The sequence below is a fragment of the Trichlorobacter sp. genome (assembly GCF_034008105.1).
Taxonomy (GTDB): domain Bacteria; phylum Desulfobacterota; class Desulfuromonadia; order Geobacterales; family Pseudopelobacteraceae; genus Trichlorobacter.
Genome location: NZ_JAVEPN010000001.1, coordinates 132,164 through 150,736 on the forward strand (window position 1 = coordinate 132,164; position 18,573 = coordinate 150,736).

Sequence of the window (18,573 nt, forward strand, 5' to 3'; positions counted from 1 at the left end):
TGCAAATGGTACCAAGATTCGCTTAAAACCCGGGGCCCGCACATCACGTGCGGGCCTCTCCTGTTTTGCTGACAGCCCTCGTGGCGGCCAGCATCGGTTTCGTTTGACTTGCATTTGCTGCCATACTGTGCGACGTAACTACTATGCAGGAAACAGGGGTGTGATGGCAGATTCTGCGCAGCATACCACCATCTGGGCGGTGGGGGGCGGCAAGGGGGGAACCGGCAAGAGTTTCCTCAGCAGCAGCATGGCGTCCTGTCTGGCGTTACAGGGCAAGCGGACCATCCTGTTGGATGCCGATCTGGGCGGGGCCAATCTGCACAACTTCTTTGGCCTGATCAGGCCGCGCTGTTCGTTAACCGATTTCTTTGAGAAAAAACGGCCCCTGCAGGATCTGCTGGCCCACACCGGTGTCGCCAACCTGCAGCTGATCACCGGCTCGCTCGGCTCCCTTGAGTCGGAGAGCATCAACTATGCGCAGAAACAAAAGCTGTTTCGCCACATCCGCGCCCTGGAGGCCGATCATATCCTGATCGACCTGGGGGGCGGCACCCACCTGACCACCCTCGATACCTTTCTTTTGGCCGACAAGATGGTGGTGGTGACCGTTCCGGAGATCACCGCCATTGAAAACATGTATCAGTTCATCAAGAGTGTTTACTATCGCAAGCTGAAGGCGATCTTCAAGGCCTACGACCTGACCGGCCTGGTACAGGATACCTGGAAAGAGCGCGCCACCCACAACATCCGTAGTTTGAAGGATCTGATCAGCCATCTGCGATCAGGTTCAGGGCGCATCGCCGACATTTTCGACCGTGAAATGTCCGGCTTTGTGGTGCAGTTGATCCTGAACGAGGTGCGCAGTTCAAAGGATATTATGACCGGTGAGAACCTGAAGCACGTCTGCGTCAATTTTCTGGGGCTGCGGGTGCAGTATGTGGGCCCGATCAGTTACGATCCGGCAGTGCAGAAGAACATCAACGACAAGCAGCCGTTTATGTTGTTCAACCGTCTCTCACCGGTGGTCAAAGAGGTGCGCCAGGTGACGGACAACATCGTTCACGACACGCCGTTCAACGTGCCGGAGGATCTGTTGGATGGAAGAATCTAACCAGTACTTCGAACTGATGGAGCTGTCGCCAGAGGCCAGCCTGGATCAGATCAGGCGGCGTTACCGCTACCTAAAGACGCTGTATGCCGGTGATTCGATCGAGATCAGCGCCTTGCATGATGATTTTTCCCAGGAGTTGCTGGCAGATTATCTGCAGCGCCTGGATCGTGCCTTTGAGAAGCTGAATGCCCTGCGTGAAAAGAACAAGGCAATGGCGGCGACCGTGGTCAGGACGGAGCCGGACCCAGAGTTGCGGGACTGGTTGGCCCAGGTCGGCTGTTTTGATGGTGCGGCGCTCAAGATGATTCGGGAACGGCTCGGGGTTGATCTGCAGGCGATCTTTGCGGTGACCCGTATCCAACCGCGCTTTCTTGAGGATATTGAGGCCGAGGCCTTTGGTTCGTTTCCGGCCGAGGTCTATCTGCGCAGTTACCTGATAGAGTACAGCCGCTTTCTCGGTCTGGAGAGCCAGCGGGTACTCAACGACTACCTGCAGCGCTATCGTGAGTGGACCGCGAGCCACCGTGGGTGCGGCTCGTGAGAGTGCGGTGCAGAAAGGAGATGGCGTGGAGCAGGTGATCGTGCTGTGGATACTGGCCTTTGTGTTGTGCCTGAGTGGCCTGGCCGGCATGGTGCTGCCGGCGCTGCCCGGTGCGCCGCTGTTGTTTGCCGGTCTGGTCTGCGCCGCCTGGGCCGAAGGGTTCACCTATGTCGGGCTCTGGACGCTGCTGGCCCTGGGTGTGTTGGCTGCCCTGAGCTATCTGGTGGAGTTTGTGGCCTCGCTGGTGGGAGCCAAGCGGTTTGGCGCCTCACGCAAGGCCCTGGTCGGAGCCGCCGTGGGCGGCCTGTTGGGGCTGATGCTTGGTCTGCCGGGGATCGTGCTGGGTCCGTTCATTGGTGCCGTGGTCGGTGAGTTGTTGGAGTTGCGCAGCCTGGGCCAGGCTGGCCGCGTGGGGCTGGGTACGGTGGTCGGTCTGGCGGTGGGGGTGGCCGGTAAGCTGGCCATCGGCATCGCCATGATCGGTATTTTTCTGGTGGTACGGCTGTTGTAGCAGCCAGCTGGGGACGCTGTCTTAGATGCCCAATGATTGCGCGGTCTGCTGGTAGACCTGCAGTGCCTGTTCGGAGAACTGCACCAGGATGATCCGTTTAAAATTCTCACTGTCAGCAGCCTCACGAGCGGCCGTAAGGGCGATCTGGGCGGCATCCTGCAGCGGATAGCCGTAGACGCCGCAACTGATGGCCGGAAAGGCGATGCTTGTGATGCCCTGCTCCCGCGCCAGATCAAAGCAGCGTCGGTAGGCACTCTGCAGCAATTCCGGTTCGCCCCGGTTGCCGCCGTGCCAGACCGGCCCGACGGTATGGATTACAAAGCGGGCTGGCAGGTTGTAACCCTTGGTCAGTTTGGCATCGCCGGTGGCACAGCCGCCCAGGGTGCGGCACTCGGCCAGCAACTGTGGTCCGGCGGCATGATGGATAGCGCCGTCCACCCCACCGCCGCCCAGCAGGCTGTTGTTGGCAGCATTGACGATGGCATCAACGTCCAGGGTGGTGATGTCTCCCTGGATGATCTCTATCTGGGCAGCCATGGTTGTTCCTCTCCAGCGACAGGCTACCTGCCTGCCACTCCCTCACGGCGATAGGTGCCGCTCTTGCCGCCTTCCTTGAACAGCAGCCACACACCGCCGATTGCAACGCTCTTATCAGCCCCCTTGACCATGTCGTAGACCGTCAGGGCCGCCACGCTGGCCCCGGTCATGGCCTCCATCTCTACGCCGGTCCGCTCAAAGGCCCGCACGGTGCATTGAATCTGCATTCTGCCGCTGGCGGTATCCAGCATGAACTCGATGGCGGCATGGTGGATTGCCAGAGGGTGCGACAACGGAATCAGATCGGGGGTCTTTTTGACCGCTGCGATACCAGCCAGGCGAGCCACTCCCAGCACGTCTCCCTTGGCGCTGCCGCCTGCAGCGATGCGTTGAGCCAGTTCGGGTGATAACTGCACCAGCGCCTCAGCAACGGCGGTGCGCAGGGTCGGTTGCTTGGAGCTGACATCCACCATGATGGCCTGGCCCTGGGCATCGAAATGATTGAATTGCATGGACGGTACCTCCAGACAAAACGGGGAGGCCGTGTAAGCCTCCCCGCAGGTTATCAGGATGCGATGTATTCCTTGATCTTAGCCGCGAGGGTCTGGTAGATCCGCTCGGTTTCGGCCGGGTTGCGCTCCAGTAGCGTCACCCGGAAGCCTTGCAGTTCGGTGGCGAAGGAGGAGAGCGGTACGCTGCAGATGCCGGTGGCGGCCAGGGTGTAGTAGACAAAGCGTTTGTCGGGTGACACGCCGGGCTGGTTGACCAGCGATTCCACAAGCTCACGTACCTCCTGATTCTCGATCGGCAGGCTTTGTTTGTTGTTCAGTACGCCTTCCTTGAAGGCCACGGCCATGTAGAAGGCGCCGTTGGTGCGGTTCACCAGCAGCTCAGGCACTTCTTTCAGGTAGTTGTAGGTGATGTTGCTGGACTTCTCGTAGAGGGAGATCCGCTCCTTGAGATAGACCTGGTACTGGGGGTGCTGCATGATGGCCGGGATCACGGTCTGCGGCAGGGTGGTGGAGCAGACCTCGTTCATCTTGGCGGTCAGGATCAGGTTGATGTACTTGCGGAACTGGTCGTCACGCTGGCCGTTGTAGACCTCGATCCAGCCGCAGCGGGAGCCGGGCCAGGGGAATTCCTTGGAGATGCCTTTCAGCGAGATGGCCGGCACGTCGCCAATCACATCGCTGATCGGAACGGTGGTCTCGCCGTTATAGACGATGTTGTTATAGACCTCGTCCGAGATGATGAACAGCCCGAACTCGCGGGCCAGGGCCACGATCTGTTGCAGCAGCTCTTTGCTGTAGACCATACCGGTGGGGTTGTCCGGGTTGATGATCATGATGGCGCAGATGCCGGGGTTGTTCTGGATCTGGCTGCGCATCTCGGACAGGTCAGGCTGCCAGCCGTTGGTTGGGTCAAGCTTGAAGTGCAGCGAGGGGGCCTGGGCGTGGCCCACCTCTCCCAGGGTGTGGGTGGTGTAGGAGGGTGAGGGCATCAGTACCCGCGCCTCTGGCTGCAGGCAGCCGTAAATCTTGGCAATGGCATCGCCCAGGCCGTTGAAGAAGATGATGTCATCGGGAGTTATCTGGGCGCCGCCCCGCTGGTTGGTGGTCTGGCAGATGAACTCGCGGGTCTTCAGGACGCCGCGGGTGTGGCAGTAGCCCCAGCTGTCGTTGTCGTGCACCGCTGCGGCAACGATCTCCTTCATCCAGGCCGGGATCTGCTCCCCCTTGACGATCGGATCGCCGATGTTCTCCCAATTGATGGTCACACCGCATTTTTGCAGTTTTTCAGCCACGTTGACGATGTTGCGGATCTCGTAGGTCAGCTCACCGCTGCCCGGTTGTACCAGATTGACGCGCATGGTTTCAGATTCCTCTCAAAAGATGGTAGATGCCTAAAACAAAAAACAGCCGCGGGCTGCATGCCCACGGCTGTTCGGTCTTCGGAAAACGGACGACGATCAGCAGGCAGCAGCAAGGTCCGCGGCGTTACGCGCCGCGGCGGTGGTAGCTCGTGCTGCTGTGGTAGCGATGATCGTCAGATACATGGGTGACATTGGTAGCATACCGCCGTATGGGCGTCAACGGCTTTCTGGGGTGGGGCTAGGGGTCAGGCCGACCAGCAGGCGGCCATCGTGATCGCGCCACCTGATCCAGCCGGCGTTGAATCGATCGAACAGGACGTAGGACCAGTCACCCTGCACCATGATCACCTTCATCGGCTCGTAGGAGAGCAGCGGGGTTCCGTTGGCTGCCTCGGGGTACGGATAGACCTGAAGCTGCTGCCGGGGGGCGTTGCGCAGAAAGCTGATCTGCTTGCCCTTCAGGAACTGCTCCCAGGTGGCGTAGTTCCAACGGCGCAGGCCGTGCAGCCATGCCTGGCGACCGGCGTCGTCACGCTCAATGAGTAGCCATTCGCCCTTGCGGGCCGTGACCAGCAGGTGCACCTCTTCTCCCGGACCAAACAGCCAGGCGGTCAGCTGGTGTGCAGCGGCTGCAGTAAGGGTGCCACAGCGCACCAATCCCGGCTCTTCGTAGAGCAGTAGACCATCACCGAAACTGTCGCCGGTGATCTGCAACACCCCGATGCCGCTGTAGGGGCGCATCGGCAAGGCAGCTAAACAAGCGGGGGCAACCAGTGCCAACAGTATGGTCAGGCATATGAGTAGAGAGGCTAGGCGCACTACGGATGGCTTGGGGTGCTTAGGACTGGATGCAGGCGGTGCAGCTGGTCATTGCGGCATCTCGACCAGGGCGTATTGGTTGCCGTCAGGGTCGGCCACTACGGCCATCTTGCCCCAGGGTGAGGCCTCCAGCGGTTCGATAAAGGTGGCCCCGCCATCGCTCAGCCGTTGGCAAAGGGCGTCGATGCCGGTGACCTGCAGGGTGACGCCGGTGTGGCGTCCCACCAGCGCCTTGGCGGCGTCCTGCAGGGCCAGGGCGATGCCGAGGGTGGTGCCTTTGGCCGCAGGGAAAAACTCCATCAGCATCTGGGTCTCGCCGGCCAGCGGCAGCCCCAGTTGGTCGACATAGAAGCTCTTGGCCCTGGCCAGGTCGGTCACAAAGACCACGACGTTTTTCATGGTTACCGACATAGGTGTTTACCTCTGGGAAAGTCGGTGGACGCACTCCACCATATGGATCGCATTCTCGGGCGGCACAGTGGGCAGGATGCCGTGGCCCAGGTTGAAGATGTGGCCGGGACGGCCGGCGTTCTCGTCCAGCACCCGCTTGACCTCCTGCTCGATTATGGCCTTGGGGGCATACAGTACCGTCGGATCCAGGTTGCCCTGCACCGCCATCTGCGGACCCAGCTGGTCGCGGGCAGTACCCAGGTTGATGTGCCAGTCCAGCCCCATCACGTCGCCGCCGGCCTGCTGCACGATCGGCAGCATGGTGCCGGACCCTTTGACAAAGTGAATCACCGGCACATTCTGGCGATTGAGGCCGTTGATCAGCTTGGTAGTGTAGGGCAGCACATACTGCTGATAATCAGTGGGGGACAGCACCCCGCCCCAGGTATCGAAGATCTGGATTGCCTGGGCGCCGGCCTTGATCTGGGCGTTCAGGTACTCCATGTCCATCATGGTCACCTTTTCCATCAGGGCGGCAAAGACCTCGGGCGCGGCGTACATCATCCGCTTGATGGTGGCCCAGTCCTTGGAACCCTTGCCCTCTACCATGTAGCAGGCCAGAGTAAAGGGAGCGCCGCCAAAGCCGATCAGCGGCACCTTGTTGGCCAGTTCGCGGCGCAGGATCTTGATCGCCTCCAGCACGTAGGGCACATCGGTTTCGGGGTTGGGAATCCGCAGTTTCTCGACATCGGCCATGGTGCGTACCGGGTTTTCGAAGACCGGTCCCGGCACGAAGTCCAGCTTGAGCCCCATCGGCTCCACCGGGGTCAGGATATCGGAGAACAGGATGGCGGCATCCACCCCCAGGATGTCCACTGGCTGGATAGTGACCTCAGCCGCCAGTTCCGGGGTTTTGCAGAGTTCGAGAAAGGTGCATTTGGAGCGGACCGCCATGTAGTCAGGCAGGTAGCGACCAGCCTGACGCATCAGCCATACCGGTGTGCGGTCAACAGGTTTGCCCCAACAGGCATCGAGAAAGCGGGTGTTCATGGTAGCACCTCGTGTGATGAAAAACGGCGGGCAGTGCCCGCCGCAGTCTGGGTAATGGCGGAGGAGGTGAGATTCGAACTCACGGTACCTTGCGGTACGCCGGTTTTCAAGACCGGTGCCTTAAACCACTCGGCAACTCCTCCGTATACAGCTTAAGGGATGGTGATCGCTTCGAGCCCGCCCATATACGGACGCAGGGCCTTGGGAATAACCACCGAACCGTCGGCCTGCTGATAGTTTTCCAGGATTGCCACCAGGGTGCGTCCCACGGCCAGCCCTGAACCGTTCAGGGTGTGCACGAACTCGGGTTTGCTCTTGTCGTCCTCCCGAAAGCGGATGCCGCCCCGCCGCGCCTGAAAGTCGCCGAAGCTGCTACAGGAGGATATCTCTCGATAGGTGCCGGGACCCGGCAGCCAAACCTCCAGGTCGTAGGTCTTGCAGGCCGAAAAACCGATATCGCCGCTGCACAGCGCCACCACACGGTAGGGCAGTTCCAAGAGCTGCAGCACCCGTTCGGCATGGCCGGTCAGCTTTTCCAGCTCGGCCTCGGATTCCGCCGGGTGGACAAACTTGACCAGTTCCACCTTGTTGAACTGGTGCTGGCGGATCAGTCCGCGGGTGTCCTTGCCGTGGGAGCCGGCCTCGCGCCGGAAGCAGGGCGTGTAGGCGGTGTAGCTGATCGGCAGTTCTGACCTTTTTAAGATCTCGTCACGGTGGATGTTGGTGACCGGTACCTCGGCGGTGGGGATCAACAGAAAATCAGGGTCCACCAGCTTGAACAGGTCTTCTTCGAACTTGGGCAGCTGGCCGGTGGCGGTCATGCTGGCCCGGTTGACCATGAAGGGTGGCAACACCTCTGTGTACCCATGCTCAGTGGTGTGCAGGTCCAGCATGAAGCTGATCAGGGCTCGCTCAAGGCGGGCGCCGGCACCTTTGGTAAGGGCAAAGCGGGCGCCGGTGATCTTGGCGGCCCGTTCAAAGTCTAGGATGCCGAGCTGTTCGCCGATCTCCCAGTGGTTCTTGGGCTCAAAATTGAAGCTGGGCGGATTGCCCCAGCTGCGCAGCACCACGTTATCCTCTTCAGAACGGCCAACCGGTGTGCTGGCATGGGGCAGGTTGGGGATGGTCAGCAAGAGGTTCTGCAGTTCATCTTCCACCAGCTTCAGTTCATCATCCAGGGTCTTGATCCGGGTGCTGACCGTTTTCATCTCGACGATCTTGTCCTGCACCTGACTCTTGTCCTTGACCTTGGCAATCTCCTCGGAGACGCTGTTTTTGAGCGCCTTAAGAGACTCGCTCTCGGTCAGCAGGCTGCGCCGGCGCTCGTCAAGCTGCCGAAAACCGGCCAGTGACTGTTCGCCGCCACGGCTGGCCAGACGCTGTTCGACCTGGTCCAGCTGGTCGCGGATGAACTTCATGTCAAGCATGGAAAAACCTTTGTTCCTGAAGAGTTGAAGGTGAAATTTAGCATCATGGGCAGGCCGGCGTCAATCTCAAATGTAGAGCAGATACTGCTCCCGCAGTTGTTTGAACTGCTCCAGGTGCTGCTGCCAGCCGGAGATGACCTGCTCCGGCGACTCGCCTCCGGCAGTCAGCCGTTGCCAGACGGAACGGTCGCCCACCATGCTGTGGAAGCCGCTGTGGGCCCGGTAGTGGTCAGGATGGGCCCGGTAGATGGCCTGCACCAGATGCAGACCCGCCAGGATCGGGTCGGCCGCGTCCGGGTTGCTGACCGTGATTTGGATCCCGTGGCAGAGCTGATCGCGGTAAGGGTGACCAGGGGCACTGGGGGTGAAGCTGGTGGGGCTGAACCAGAATCCCGGCAGACTTGGCAGTTGTTTCAGTACCGCCACAGGATCAACCCAGGGCGCACCGTAGCGGTGAAAGGGGAAGTCGGTGCCGCGGGCCACCGAGAGGTTGGTGGCCTCCAGTATGCCCAGGCCGGGGTACAACAACGCTGCCCTGGGGTCCTTCATGTTGGGCGAAGGATTGACCCAGGGCAGGCCGGTCTGGTGCCATGTCATCTCCCGTTGCCAGCCGGACATCGGCACAACTTGCAGATCTGCCTCGATGCCTGCCTGATGGTTGATCAGGCGGGCCAGTTCACCGATGGTCAGGCCGTGGCGGGTTGGGATCGGGTGGGTGATGGTCAGGGAGCGGCAGCCGCTGCTGTCGGTCGCCAGGCGCTGGGCGATCTCGGCCGGGTCAGGCAGCGCGCCGGCTAGGTCACTGCCGCCGATCGGGTTGGGACGGTCCAGCACCACCAGCGGAATACCGTGTGTCTTGGCCGCCCGCAGGGCGTGGTGCAGGGTGCCGATGTAGGTGTAGAAGCGGGCACCGATATCCTGGATGTCGAACACCAAGAGTTCAATGCCGGTCAGCATCTCTGGAGTGGGGCGGCAGCTGGTACCGTACAGGGAGTGGATCGACAGGCCGGTGACCTGGTCGACGCCGGAATCGATTTTGACATCGGCCTCACCGCGGATGCCATGTTCGGGCGAAAAAAGGGTGACAAGCTCAACATTGGGAGCTGTTGCCAGTAGGTCGATGGTGCTGCTGCCGCTTGTGGAGCGGCCGGTCTGGTTGGTGATCAGGCCGACCCGCTTGCCCTGCAACAGGTCAAAGTTGCGTTGGGCAAGGATATCGATGCCGGGCAGGACTTGGGCTGAGGCATGCTGAAACATTGAGCAACAGAGTAGCAGGGCAAGCATGATGATACGCAGGGCGGAGCTAGGCAAGGTCATGGACCTCCTGCATGCCGATTTCTTCCTGCAGGGCCCGAATGAACTGATCAACTTCGCGCTCCCGTCCTGGCGGCGCACTGATCCGTACAATCCCCTGCTGCTGGTCCACGGTGCTGACGGTGCAGAGCCCATCGTGGGCCTCGGCCAGGAAGGTGAGATAGACATGCTGCTGGCGGTCAATCTTGAAAAAACGAGTGTGCATCTGGCTGGGCAACCCCTTTGGCGTACAGGAACGGTCGGTATGATAGCAGCTTTCAGCCCTGGAGGGAACAGTTGACAGTTTTTGAGAAAGGAGTATTGTTCGCGGCATACAAAAAAGCAGCCGAGATCCGTTGCAGAGAAACGGATGCGGGGGACCCAGTCAGGTGGGGCGTATTCCGGCGGTATTCCGGATAGGGAACTTCCACTCCCAAGCCCGTCAGCTAACCTCGTAGGCAATCTGGAAGGACTTTGGGCGGAACGGACGTCGCTGGCTCATGCCGGAGGCGTTTTTTTTGATCTGTCCCTGGACCTGCAAGCGTGAGGGCCTTATGCAACAACATCAAGAAGAAGGTTTTTGGGGCGGGATCGTCAAGGCTTTAGGCTTGGTGTTTGGCGACATCGGTACCAGCCCGATCTATACCCTGACGATTGTCTTTACCCTGACTAGGCCGACCCTGGAAAACGTCTACGGTATCCTGTCGCTGGTCTTCTGGACCATGACGATCCTGGTGACGGTGGAGTACGCCTGGTTGGCCATGTCGCTGGGCCGCAAGGGCCAGGGCGGCGAGATCGTGCTGCGTGAGATACTGATCAAGCTGCTGAAAAAAGGCCGCATGCTGGCCTTTGCCGGTTTCCTCTCCTTTCTGGGGGTCTCACTGCTCTTGGGTGACGGCGTGATCACCCCGGCCATCTCAATCCTGTCGGCAGTGGAAGGTCTGTTGTTGATCCCGGCCCTGTCCGGCATGAAACAATGGCTGCTGGTGGGGATTGCGGCCCTGATTGCCTGTACCCTGTTCTTCTTCCAGTCCCGCGGCACCGACAAGGTGGCCGGCATCTTCGGCCCGATCATGGCGGTCTACTTTGTGACGCTGCTGGTTTCCGGCCTGGGCTCGATTGCCGAGATGCCGAGCATCCTCAAGGCGGTCAGCCCCCATTACGCCTTCGAGTTCCTCTATCATAACGGTTTTGCCGGCTATATTGTGCTGTCGGAGGTGATCCTCTGCTCCACCGGCGGCGAGGCGCTCTACGCCGATATGGGACATCTGGGACGCAAGCCGATCGTGCGGGCCTGGTACTTTGTCTTTTTTGCCCTCTACCTGAACTATCTGGGCCAGGGCGCCTTCATTGCCCAGCACCCCGAGACAAAAAACATCCTGTTTTCGATGGTCAAACATCAGGCGCCACTGCTGTATATCCCGTTTCTCTGCCTGACCATCATGGCCACCATCATCGCCTCCCAGGCCATCATCAGCGGTGTGTTCTCCATCGTCTACCAGGGCATCACCACCCGCCTGATGCCACTCTTCAAGGTCGATTACACCTCGACCCATATCCAGTCCCAGATCTACATCGGCGCCATCAACTGGGCCTTGATGATTGCCGTGATCTTTGTGATGTTTTTCTTCCAGAAGTCGGAGAACCTGGCGGCGGCCTACGGCATGGCAGTAACCGGTTCCATGACCATCACCGCCACCATGATGATCATGATCTTCTCCAAGACCATGAAAAAGTGGAAGGTGCCGATCGTGGTGCTGGTGGCGCTGCTTGATCTGGTTTACTTCGTGTCCACCTTTTCCAAGATTCCCCATGGGGCCTACTGGTCGATCATCCTGGCTGCGGTGCCGTTTGTCACCATCATGATCTGGACCAAGGGGCAGCGGGCGCTGTACCAGGCCCTGAAGCCACTGGATCTGGAGGTTTTTACGCTGTCGTACGAGCAGATCTACGCCAAGGGGCGCAACATCCCCGGCACGGCGCTGTTCTTTGTGCGTGGCCTGGATGTGATCCCGCCCTATCTGGTGCACTGCGTGATCCGCAGTAATATCATCTACGAGCGGAACGTGATGATCTCCATCGTGCGGACCGATGAACCGTTCGGGGTGGAGTGCCAGCACACCACCGCCATGGCCAGCGGCCTAGAGGGGTTTGAGGTGCAGGCCGGTTACATGGAGGTACTTGATATTGAAGGGTTGATTCATGATCACGGCATCACCGAGAAGGTTATTTTCTACGGTATCGAGGATATCACGACCCTGAACCCGATCTGGAAGGTATTTGCAGTTATCAAGAAGCTGACCCCCAATTTTGTGCAGTTTAACAAGCTGCCAGCTGCGCGTCTGCAGGGGGTGGTGACGCGAGTGGAGATGTAGATGAAGCGGTTCTTTTCCGCCCTGCTCACGTCAATCTTCACAATGTCTTGTGCGACGTACTGAACGGTACGTCTCCGCGCCTTTGTTTGATTGCCGCAAGCAGGACGAAAAATTTCTCGCTTCTTTTTTCGAGTAAAGGACAGAAAAATTAATGCACCAACGTCGTGCCTTAGGGCTGTTTTCCGGTGGTCTCGATTCAATCCTGGCCGCCAAGGTGATGCAAAATCAGGGGATAGAGGTGTTGGCCATCAACTTTACCTCTCCCTTTTTCGGCTGTTCTCCTACCCTGGATGGTGAGCCGGTGGCGGCCCGTTATGCCGCACGTTACGATATCCCGTTTCGCTCAATCCCTTTGGGTGAGGAGTTCCTGGAGATGTTGCGTCACCCGCGTCACGGTTACGGCAGTGCCCTTAACCCCTGCATCGACTGCAAGACCTTCATGCTGCGCTGCGCCCGGGAGCTGATGGCCGAATACCAGGCCGATTTTGTGTTTACCGGCGAGGTGGTGGGCCAGCGGCCGATGAGTCAGCGCCTGGACACCCTCAATCTGATCAATCGTGAGTGCGGCTTGGGCGGGTTGCTGCTGCGGCCGCTTTCAGCCAAGTATCTGAAAACCACCATCCCGGAGGCTGAAGGGTGGGTCAAGCGGGAGCAGTTGCCGGCGATTCGCGGTCGTGGCCGTAAAGACCAGATGCGGCTGGCGGCCGAGTTGGGGGTGGATGAGTATCCTCAGCCCGGTGGCGGCTGTCTACTGGCCGAAGAAAGCTACATGCCCAAGGTGAAGGACCTGCTGGACCACCTATGTCAGCCACAGGTACGGGATTTCACTCTGTTGCGGACCGGGCGGCATTTCCGGTTATCGGATGCGTGCAAGCTGGTGGTTGGGCGGGATGGCGCCGACAATGAGTATATCCTGGCCTCGATCGGCCCGGGAGAGACGACCCTGCGCTGGGCCGAGGGCGGCGGGCCGCTGGTGCTGCTGGTCGGCGAGCCAGACCAGGCTGCGATACAGCTGGCAGGGCGGATACTGCTGCGTTATACCAAGGCCCCCAAGGGTGAGCCGGGCCGGCTGAGTGTGCAGAAGGACGGACGGCGTAGCGAGTTGACGGTGGTGAATGACCTGCAGGAGCCTGAGCTGGATTCGTTACGGATTGTTTGAGGCGGGTGCCGGCAGCTCCAGCACCTGTTGCAGGGCGTCGTCGATGGCGGCCGCATCAACCACGGTGTTGAAGCAGGGGCCATAGGGGCGCAGGTTAAGAATGCCGATCACCGGCAGTGGGTAGCAGTCCTTGATGCCGGAGGTCAGGTCCCGCTCGCAGGCCACGGCCAGCACCAGTTTGGGCCGTTTCTCGACGATCACCTTGCGGGCCAGGGTGCCGCCGGTGGCCACCGAGATGTCGATGCCGTATTTCCTACCGATCTCCACCAACCCCTTGATGTCGCAGCGCCCGCACATCACGCACTTGTTGACGTCGCCGGTCACCTTGATCTCGCAGTCGAACAGCTGGATGCAGTGGGGTAGCAGGATCAGGACCCGGTCCGGTCGCACCTTGTAGCGCTGTGAAATCACCAACGAGTTGTTCATGGCGATGAACGACTGACGAATGCGGTCCTTGTCCAGCCCCAGAATCCTGCCCACAAACTCGATCACCGGCAGCAGGAACTTGATCACCACCAGCCGCATGAAGCGGGTGAAGAAGATGTCCTTGCCCAGGGCGGTGGTCAGCACCAGCAGGCCGGTCCCTAGGATGGCGGTGCCGGAAAGCGCCAGCACCACCAGGCCGACGATTCGTGGCAGGTCAGGGTGGATGTTGGCCAGGCCGCGGCTGGGTATCCACCAGGCCAGGAAGATCAGGCCCACCAGCACGATGCAGGTCAGGCCCATCAGCGCGATGAACAGCCGTTTGCGCGGTGCAGCGGTGGTTTCCTGCAGTTCGGTCACAGGTTCTGCTCCGGGGGGGCGGTCAGTCTGGTGCCAGGGGGCAGCGGGTGGCCGGCCAGAAAGCTGGCGGCGTCCATGCGACGGCTGCCGGCGGCCTGTAGTTCGCGGATCAGCAGCGACCCCTGGCCGCAGGCCACTTCAATCCCTTCAGGCGTTGCGCTCAGTACGGTGCCGGCCGGACCGCTGCCACTGCCGAGGCTGGTACGGTGAACCTTGAGCGGCTGGTCCTGCAGGAAGGTGTAGGCGCCGGGCCAGGAGGCCAGTCCCCGCACCAGGTTGTGAATCTGTTGGGCCGATCTGTTCCAGTCGATAAGGCCGGTTTCCTTCTTGAGCAGCGGGGCGTAGCAGCTTTGGGCGTCATCCTGCGGTTCGGGGGTGATGCTGCCGGCCTGGAGACCGTCCAGGGTTTCGCCCAGCAGCGTTGCTCCCAAGGCCGACATGCGGTCATGCAGTGAGCTGATCTCTTCATCCGGGCCGATCGGGGTTGCCCTTTTCAGGAGCATCGGTCCGGTGTCCAGACCTACGTCCATCAGCATGGTAGTGACGCCGGTTTCGCTCTCACCGTTGACGATGCACCAGTTAAGAGGAGCTGCACCACGGTACCGGGGCAGCAGTGAGGCGTGCACGTTGACGCAGCCATGGGGGGGGATATCCAGCAGCGCCTTGGGCAGGATCTGGCCAAAGGCCACCACCACGATCAGGTCCGGCTTCAGGTCACGAATCTGCTCAATCACTTCTGGTACGCGGACCTTGAGTGGTTGATAGACCGGTATGTCGTGCTGCAGGGCCAGCTCCTTGACCGGTGGCGGCTGCAGCTTCTGGCCACGTCCCTTGGGGCGGTCGGGCTGGGTAAAGACGCCGACCACGTTTTCGCCGCGTTCCAGCAGGATTTGCAGGGTGGGACAGGCAAAGGACGGTGTGCCCATGAAGATGATGCGCCAGCCGGTCATGGGTTGCTCCGTTTTCTTGCTTTTTTGATAAACAGTTCACGTTTGAGCGGCGATAGCCGATCTACAAACAAAGTCCCTTCAAGGTGGTCGATCTCGTGCTGGAAGGCGATGGCCAGCAGGCCGTCGGCCTGCCAGACACGCTCCTGGCCGTCAAGGGACAGCCCTTTGACAACCACCGTCTCGTAGCGCCGGACATTGGCCGAGAAGTCGGGCACCGACAGGCAGCCTTCCTCTTCGTAGACCTCGCCCTCGCACTGGACAATGACCGGGTTGATGACAGTGATCAACTGCGGCGCCTCATCCTTGGCAGCCACGTCGATCACGATCAGCCGTTGTAACACGCCGACCTGCGGTGCTGCCAGACCGACACCAGGGGCATCATACATGGTTTCGGCCATGTCTTGGGCCAGTTGGCGGACTTCATCGGTGATAACGGTAACCGGCGCTGCCTTTTGCTTGAGTACCGGGTCGGGAAAGGTGAGAATTGGTCGGATCATGACGTTACTCGATCTGTTTGTAGTAGCATGGTTCGTAAATATACCAAGGTAAGCCCAAGGAAATCAACTGCCATGCCGAGGAGGGGGATATGACCGAAGCGGTGACTGGTATCGTTAAGGCTGGGGAGATTGACCGGCGGAAACCCGCGCGGGACCGATTCTGGCCGACGGCCTGGCAGACCGGACACGGTGAGCAGGACGAGCAGGATGACACCGTGCAGATCTCTGACGAGGCCCGCCAGCGGTCCAGCGGCAAACTGCGCAAGACCATCCTTGAGCACCTGGCCGAAGATGATGACACGGTCTCCGGAACCTAGGTGAAAAAGGTCTGATCTTTGTCGTAGGCCTCTTTGAAGTTGAACAGCAGTTCGTCAACCTTTTCGGCAGTAAGTCCCAGGGTGGTGGCCGGAAGTGTTGCTGCGACGTCGATCTCTTCCTCTCCGGCAATAGTACCGATCCCGTAGCGATGACAAAAGATGTTGGCCAGACTGACCACGCAGGTCAGACGCACCAGGTACGGGTCTTCATCTTCGGCCAGGGCCAGGGTGTGGTGAGCCATGACCGCCTTCATCAGGTGGTCGGGAAAATTCCACTTCTTGATCACCAGCGCCCCTACCTCTTCGTGGGTATAGGGAAACAGCGTTCGTTCTGCCTGCTCGAAGTCGATGCCGTCGTTGTAGCAACGTTGCATGACTTCCTGGAATTTTTCCTTGTCCAGGAAGTTCATGATGATCTTGCCCAGATCGTGAAACAGTCCCCCCAGAAAGGCCTCCTCGGCGTTTACCAGTCGGGTGTCGGATGCGATGATCCGGGCTGCCAGGCCGGCACCGAAGGAGTGCTCCCAGAGCAATTTTTCCGTCAGTCCGAAGGGGTGGTAGACCTGCTTGACCGAGGCTGCCACTACCACGCTTTTCAGGGTGACAAAGCCCAACATCATAATGGCGTGGGGCAGGGTCTGAATCTGCCGCTGACAACCGTAGAAGGATGAGTTGGATATCTTGAGTACGCGGGCGGCCACGGCCGGGTCAGATGCTACCACCCGGGCCAGGTCGTCGGCTGTTGCGTTTTCATCCTCCATCAGCTGCATCACCTTGGTGGCCACGATCGGAATAGTCGGTAGATCGCCGGCTGCCATGATGATCTGCTCAAGGTCTCTGTTCATCCTGTGCTCCTCTGGGTTCCATGACGGCTAGCTTATGGCTGCCATAAATGCAGTGCATAGTATGCCATCGGTCGGTGTCAAGGCAAGTGCTTCGGCCGAATGGTTTGTATTTTTTGGTCTCACTGTGTATAATTGCCGCCACTCTCTTGATTTAAACGAGGAATTTCAACTATGTACATCAAAAAACGGGTGGCGCTGCCGCTGATGGGTGTCACGGCTTTGCTGCTGTCAGGTTTCAGCTGGAATTTTGGCGGAAGGGGATGCACCGAGGCGCTTGAGTTGGCCAAGCAGTTGCCGGGTATCCAAGATGAGCGGATACGTAGTGTGCAGGAGGCAAGGATCGTTGAACTCTGCCCCGACGGAGCCGCTGCCCAGTATGTGGCGGGCCGGCAGGCCGAACGGTCCGGTTCGGTTGATACGGCAGTCAGCGCCTACCGGCGCGCCCTGCAGGACGAGCCTTCCCTGGCGGTGGCCAGCGGTAGCCTGGGAGTCTTGTATCTCCAGCGGGGGATGCTGGATGAGGCGGCTGTCGAACTGACCAAGGGGGTGGCGGGAGCGCCGTCGCCGGTCTTCCACAAGGCGCTGGGCAAGGTGATGCTGGAAAAACGGATCTACCCGCTGGCGCTCTATCATTTGGGCGAGGCTGAGCGACAGGCTCCGGGCGATGCCGATGTCATGGTCGGTCTGGCCGATGTGTATCAGTCCCAAGGGCAGCTGAGTCGTGCCGAAGACGAATACCGTCGTGCATTGGTGGCTGAACCTTCCTCGGAGCAGGCCAGTCTGGGGCTGGCGCAACTTTACCTGCAAAAAAACGAACAGGATAAAGCCCTGGAACTGCTGCAGAAGACGGCGGTCTCAAATCCCCGTAGCAGCCGAGTACACCTGCTGCTGGCAGATATTTATGAAAAAAAGGGTGACACCAGACAGGCCGAGTATGAGCGCCTGTTGGGCGGCAGAAAAGATGCGACGGTCGTCAGCAGTTCGACTGCGCCGCAGCCAGAGGGTATTGTGCTGGGCGATCAGTTGGCCTCCAGGGGTGAGGTGGATCGGGCTGCGGAGGCCTATCGTTCGGTACTGAAGACGTTGCCCGGTGCGGTGCCGCCCTATGAGCGGCTTGGCGCTCTTTATTACAAGGCTGGCCGTGAAGGGGAGGCGATCACCGCCTATCGTGAGGCCAGCTATCGCCAGAGCGACAACCCTGAGGTGTATTACAATCTGGGACTGCTGTATGAAAAACGTGGCCAGCTGGATGAGGCGGTGGTGTCGTACAAGCGGGCCATTGAGAAACGGGCTGATTTTGCGGAGGCACGCCTCAGGCTGGCCGAGATCCGGCTGGCGCGCGGCAACACCCCGGAGGCCGTGGAGCAGTATCGAGAGTTTTTGAAGCTGAAACCGGAAAGTGCCGACATCCATCTCAAGCTTGCCAGGATCCTGGTGCAGGGCAAGGAACTGCCGCATGCGGTGGAGTCGTACCAGGCTGTTTTGCAGCTGGCTCCGGATAACCCGGATGCCCACCGTGAACTGGCAGCGGTCTACCGTAATCAGGATCAGGGCGACAAGGCGATTCAACATTACAAGCGCGCTCTGGAGCTGGCCAAGGCTGATGTTGAAAGCCGTAACGCCCTGGTAACGATCTATGTGAAAAACAAGCAGTATGATGACCTGGTCCTGCTGTTGCAGGAAACGGCCGAGCTGGGGCCGGATGACCCCAATAATCACTATCGTCTGGGGCTGGTGTACGATTTCCGTAAAGAGTATGACAGCGCCATTGCCAGCTACAAGCAGGCCGTTGCCCTGAAGGGCGATCATGCCCGCGCCTTGCACGCCTTGGGGCGGGTGTACATGAAGACCGGCCGTCTGGCCGAAGCCCGCGAGGCGCTGGAAGCAGCCAAGCAGGCTGATCCGAACCTGGTGGAAACCTCGATCCTGCTGAACAACATCCGTGACGATTTTAACCCGACCCCGCGTAAGGCAATCAAGTCAAAGAAGAGTAAGTCGAAGAAGAAGGTAGCCACCAAAAAACGTGTGACAAAGAAAACTACCAAGAAAAAGACCGCAGCCAAGAAAAAATAACCGTTACACTTCCCGTGGGGGC

The 18,573-nt window shown here is 59.8% G+C and carries 20 protein-coding genes, 1 tRNA gene and 1 riboswitch; of the genes, 7 read left to right on the top strand and 14 right to left on the bottom strand.

Annotated elements, in window-relative coordinates; all coding sequences use genetic code 11:
• The first annotated feature begins 163 nt into the window (after positions 1 to 163).
• From RBQ93_RS00605 to RBQ93_RS00615, 3 genes are read left to right on the top strand one after another with little or no spacing between them, the layout of a single operon-like run.
• Positions 164 to 1,111: a P-loop NTPase gene (locus RBQ93_RS00605; protein ID WP_320370058.1), complete on the top strand. Its 948-nt coding sequence runs from the start codon at positions 164 to 166 to the stop codon at positions 1,109 to 1,111.
• Positions 1,098 to 1,652: a helix-turn-helix domain-containing protein gene (locus RBQ93_RS00610; protein ID WP_320370059.1), complete on the top strand. Its 555-nt coding sequence runs from the start codon at positions 1,098 to 1,100 to the stop codon at positions 1,650 to 1,652. Before RBQ93_RS00605 ends, RBQ93_RS00610 begins: the two co-directional genes overlap by 14 nt.
• Complete coding sequence (locus RBQ93_RS00615) at positions 1,615 to 2,163, top strand: DUF456 domain-containing protein (protein ID WP_320370060.1); 549 nt, start codon at positions 1,615 to 1,617, stop codon at positions 2,161 to 2,163. Before RBQ93_RS00610 ends, RBQ93_RS00615 begins: the two co-directional genes overlap by 38 nt.
• A gap of 21 nt (positions 2,164 to 2,184) precedes the next feature.
• Here RBQ93_RS00615 and RBQ93_RS00620 read toward each other — a convergent pair whose 3' ends face one another.
• The 10 genes from RBQ93_RS00620 to RBQ93_RS00665 form a co-directional block, all read right to left on the bottom strand.
• Positions 2,185 to 2,700, bottom strand: coding sequence for an O-acetyl-ADP-ribose deacetylase (locus RBQ93_RS00620; protein WP_320370061.1), 516 nt, complete (start codon positions 2,698 to 2,700; stop codon positions 2,185 to 2,187).
• Between the two features lie 23 nt (positions 2,701 to 2,723).
• Positions 2,724 to 3,212, bottom strand: a complete 489-nt coding sequence (gene moaC / locus RBQ93_RS00625) for a cyclic pyranopterin monophosphate synthase MoaC (RefSeq protein ID WP_320370062.1) — start codon at positions 3,210 to 3,212, stop codon at positions 2,724 to 2,726.
• A 53-nt stretch (positions 3,213 to 3,265) separates the two neighbouring features.
• Positions 3,266 to 4,570 (bottom strand): pyridoxal phosphate-dependent aminotransferase, encoded by a 1,305-nt coding sequence (locus RBQ93_RS00630; RefSeq protein ID WP_320370063.1) that lies wholly within the window; start codon positions 4,568 to 4,570, stop codon positions 3,266 to 3,268.
• A gap of 219 nt (positions 4,571 to 4,789) precedes the next feature.
• Positions 4,790 to 5,314 (bottom strand): hypothetical protein, encoded by a 525-nt coding sequence (locus tag RBQ93_RS00635; RefSeq protein ID WP_320370064.1) that lies wholly within the window; start codon positions 5,312 to 5,314, stop codon positions 4,790 to 4,792.
• A gap of 126 nt (positions 5,315 to 5,440) precedes the next feature.
• Positions 5,441 to 5,803: a VOC family protein gene (locus tag RBQ93_RS00640; protein ID WP_320370065.1), complete on the bottom strand. Its 363-nt coding sequence runs from the start codon at positions 5,801 to 5,803 to the stop codon at positions 5,441 to 5,443.
• A 6-nt stretch (positions 5,804 to 5,809) separates the two neighbouring features.
• Positions 5,810 to 6,832 carry a uroporphyrinogen decarboxylase gene (hemE, locus tag RBQ93_RS00645; protein WP_320370066.1) on the bottom strand — a complete coding sequence of 341 codons (1,023 nt, stop codon included), beginning with the start codon at positions 6,830 to 6,832 and terminating at the stop codon, positions 5,810 to 5,812.
• Between the two features lie 55 nt (positions 6,833 to 6,887).
• Positions 6,888 to 6,975: transfer RNA gene (locus RBQ93_RS00650), tRNA-Ser, on the bottom strand.
• 9 nt (positions 6,976 to 6,984) lie between these two features.
• Positions 6,985 to 8,259, bottom strand: a complete 1,275-nt coding sequence (gene serS, locus RBQ93_RS00655; protein WP_320370067.1) for a serine--tRNA ligase — start codon at positions 8,257 to 8,259, stop codon at positions 6,985 to 6,987.
• Between the two features lie 66 nt (positions 8,260 to 8,325).
• Positions 8,326 to 9,576, bottom strand: a complete 1,251-nt coding sequence (locus RBQ93_RS00660) for a DUF1343 domain-containing protein (protein ID WP_320370068.1) — start codon at positions 9,574 to 9,576, stop codon at positions 8,326 to 8,328.
• Entirely contained in the window at positions 9,563 to 9,778 is a 216-nt protein-coding gene (locus RBQ93_RS00665) for a DUF4911 domain-containing protein (RefSeq protein WP_320370069.1), read from the bottom strand. The genes RBQ93_RS00660 and RBQ93_RS00665 overlap by 14 nt, the downstream gene beginning before the upstream one ends.
• A gap of 108 nt (positions 9,779 to 9,886) precedes the next feature.
• Positions 9,887 to 10,027: riboswitch (cyclic di-AMP (ydaO/yuaA leader) on the top strand.
• 79 nt (positions 10,028 to 10,106) lie between these two features.
• Here RBQ93_RS00665 and RBQ93_RS00670 point away from each other — a divergent pair.
• Both RBQ93_RS00670 and RBQ93_RS00675 read left to right on the top strand, forming a co-directional pair.
• Positions 10,107 to 11,927 carry a KUP/HAK/KT family potassium transporter gene (locus tag RBQ93_RS00670; RefSeq protein WP_320370070.1) on the top strand — a complete coding sequence of 607 codons (1,821 nt, stop codon included), beginning with the start codon at positions 10,107 to 10,109 and terminating at the stop codon, positions 11,925 to 11,927.
• Between the two features lie 151 nt (positions 11,928 to 12,078).
• Positions 12,079 to 13,086 (top strand): hypothetical protein, encoded by a 1,008-nt coding sequence (locus RBQ93_RS00675; protein WP_320370071.1) that lies wholly within the window; start codon positions 12,079 to 12,081, stop codon positions 13,084 to 13,086.
• Here RBQ93_RS00675 and RBQ93_RS00680 read toward each other — a convergent pair.
• Genes RBQ93_RS00680 through def form a run of 3 tightly spaced genes read right to left on the bottom strand, consistent with a single transcriptional unit; the run spans position 13,072 to position 15,316 of the window.
• Entirely contained in the window at positions 13,072 to 13,812 is a 741-nt protein-coding gene (locus RBQ93_RS00680; RefSeq protein ID WP_320370239.1) for a DUF116 domain-containing protein, read from the bottom strand. The two genes, RBQ93_RS00675 and RBQ93_RS00680, sit on opposite strands and share 15 nt — an antisense overlap.
• A 53-nt stretch (positions 13,813 to 13,865) precedes the next feature.
• Positions 13,866 to 14,819, bottom strand: coding sequence for a methionyl-tRNA formyltransferase (gene fmt, locus RBQ93_RS00685; protein WP_320370072.1), 954 nt, complete (start codon positions 14,817 to 14,819; stop codon positions 13,866 to 13,868).
• Positions 14,816 to 15,316 carry a peptide deformylase gene (def, locus tag RBQ93_RS00690; protein WP_320370073.1) on the bottom strand — a complete coding sequence of 167 codons (501 nt, stop codon included), beginning with the start codon at positions 15,314 to 15,316 and terminating at the stop codon, positions 14,816 to 14,818. Before def ends, fmt begins: the two co-directional genes overlap by 4 nt.
• 89 nt (positions 15,317 to 15,405) lie before the next feature.
• On the opposite strand from def, the gene RBQ93_RS00695 reads away from it, so the two are divergent.
• On the top strand, positions 15,406 to 15,633 hold the full coding sequence (locus RBQ93_RS00695) for a hypothetical protein (RefSeq protein WP_320370074.1): 228 nt from the start codon (positions 15,406 to 15,408) through the stop codon (positions 15,631 to 15,633).
• Here the strand turns inward: RBQ93_RS00695 and RBQ93_RS00700 are convergent.
• A complete protein-coding gene (locus tag RBQ93_RS00700; protein WP_320370075.1) occupies positions 15,630 to 16,478 on the bottom strand; it encodes an HDOD domain-containing protein in 849 nt (282 codons plus the stop codon). The two genes, RBQ93_RS00695 and RBQ93_RS00700, sit on opposite strands and share 4 nt — an antisense overlap.
• A gap of 171 nt (positions 16,479 to 16,649) precedes the next feature.
• On the opposite strand from RBQ93_RS00700, the gene RBQ93_RS00705 reads away from it, so the two are divergent.
• The gene (locus RBQ93_RS00705) at positions 16,650 to 18,551 is read left to right on the top strand and encodes a tetratricopeptide repeat protein (protein WP_320370076.1); all 1,902 of its coding nucleotides are present in this window, start codon (positions 16,650 to 16,652) and stop codon (positions 18,549 to 18,551) included.
• Positions 18,552 to 18,573: the final 22 nt, after the last annotated feature.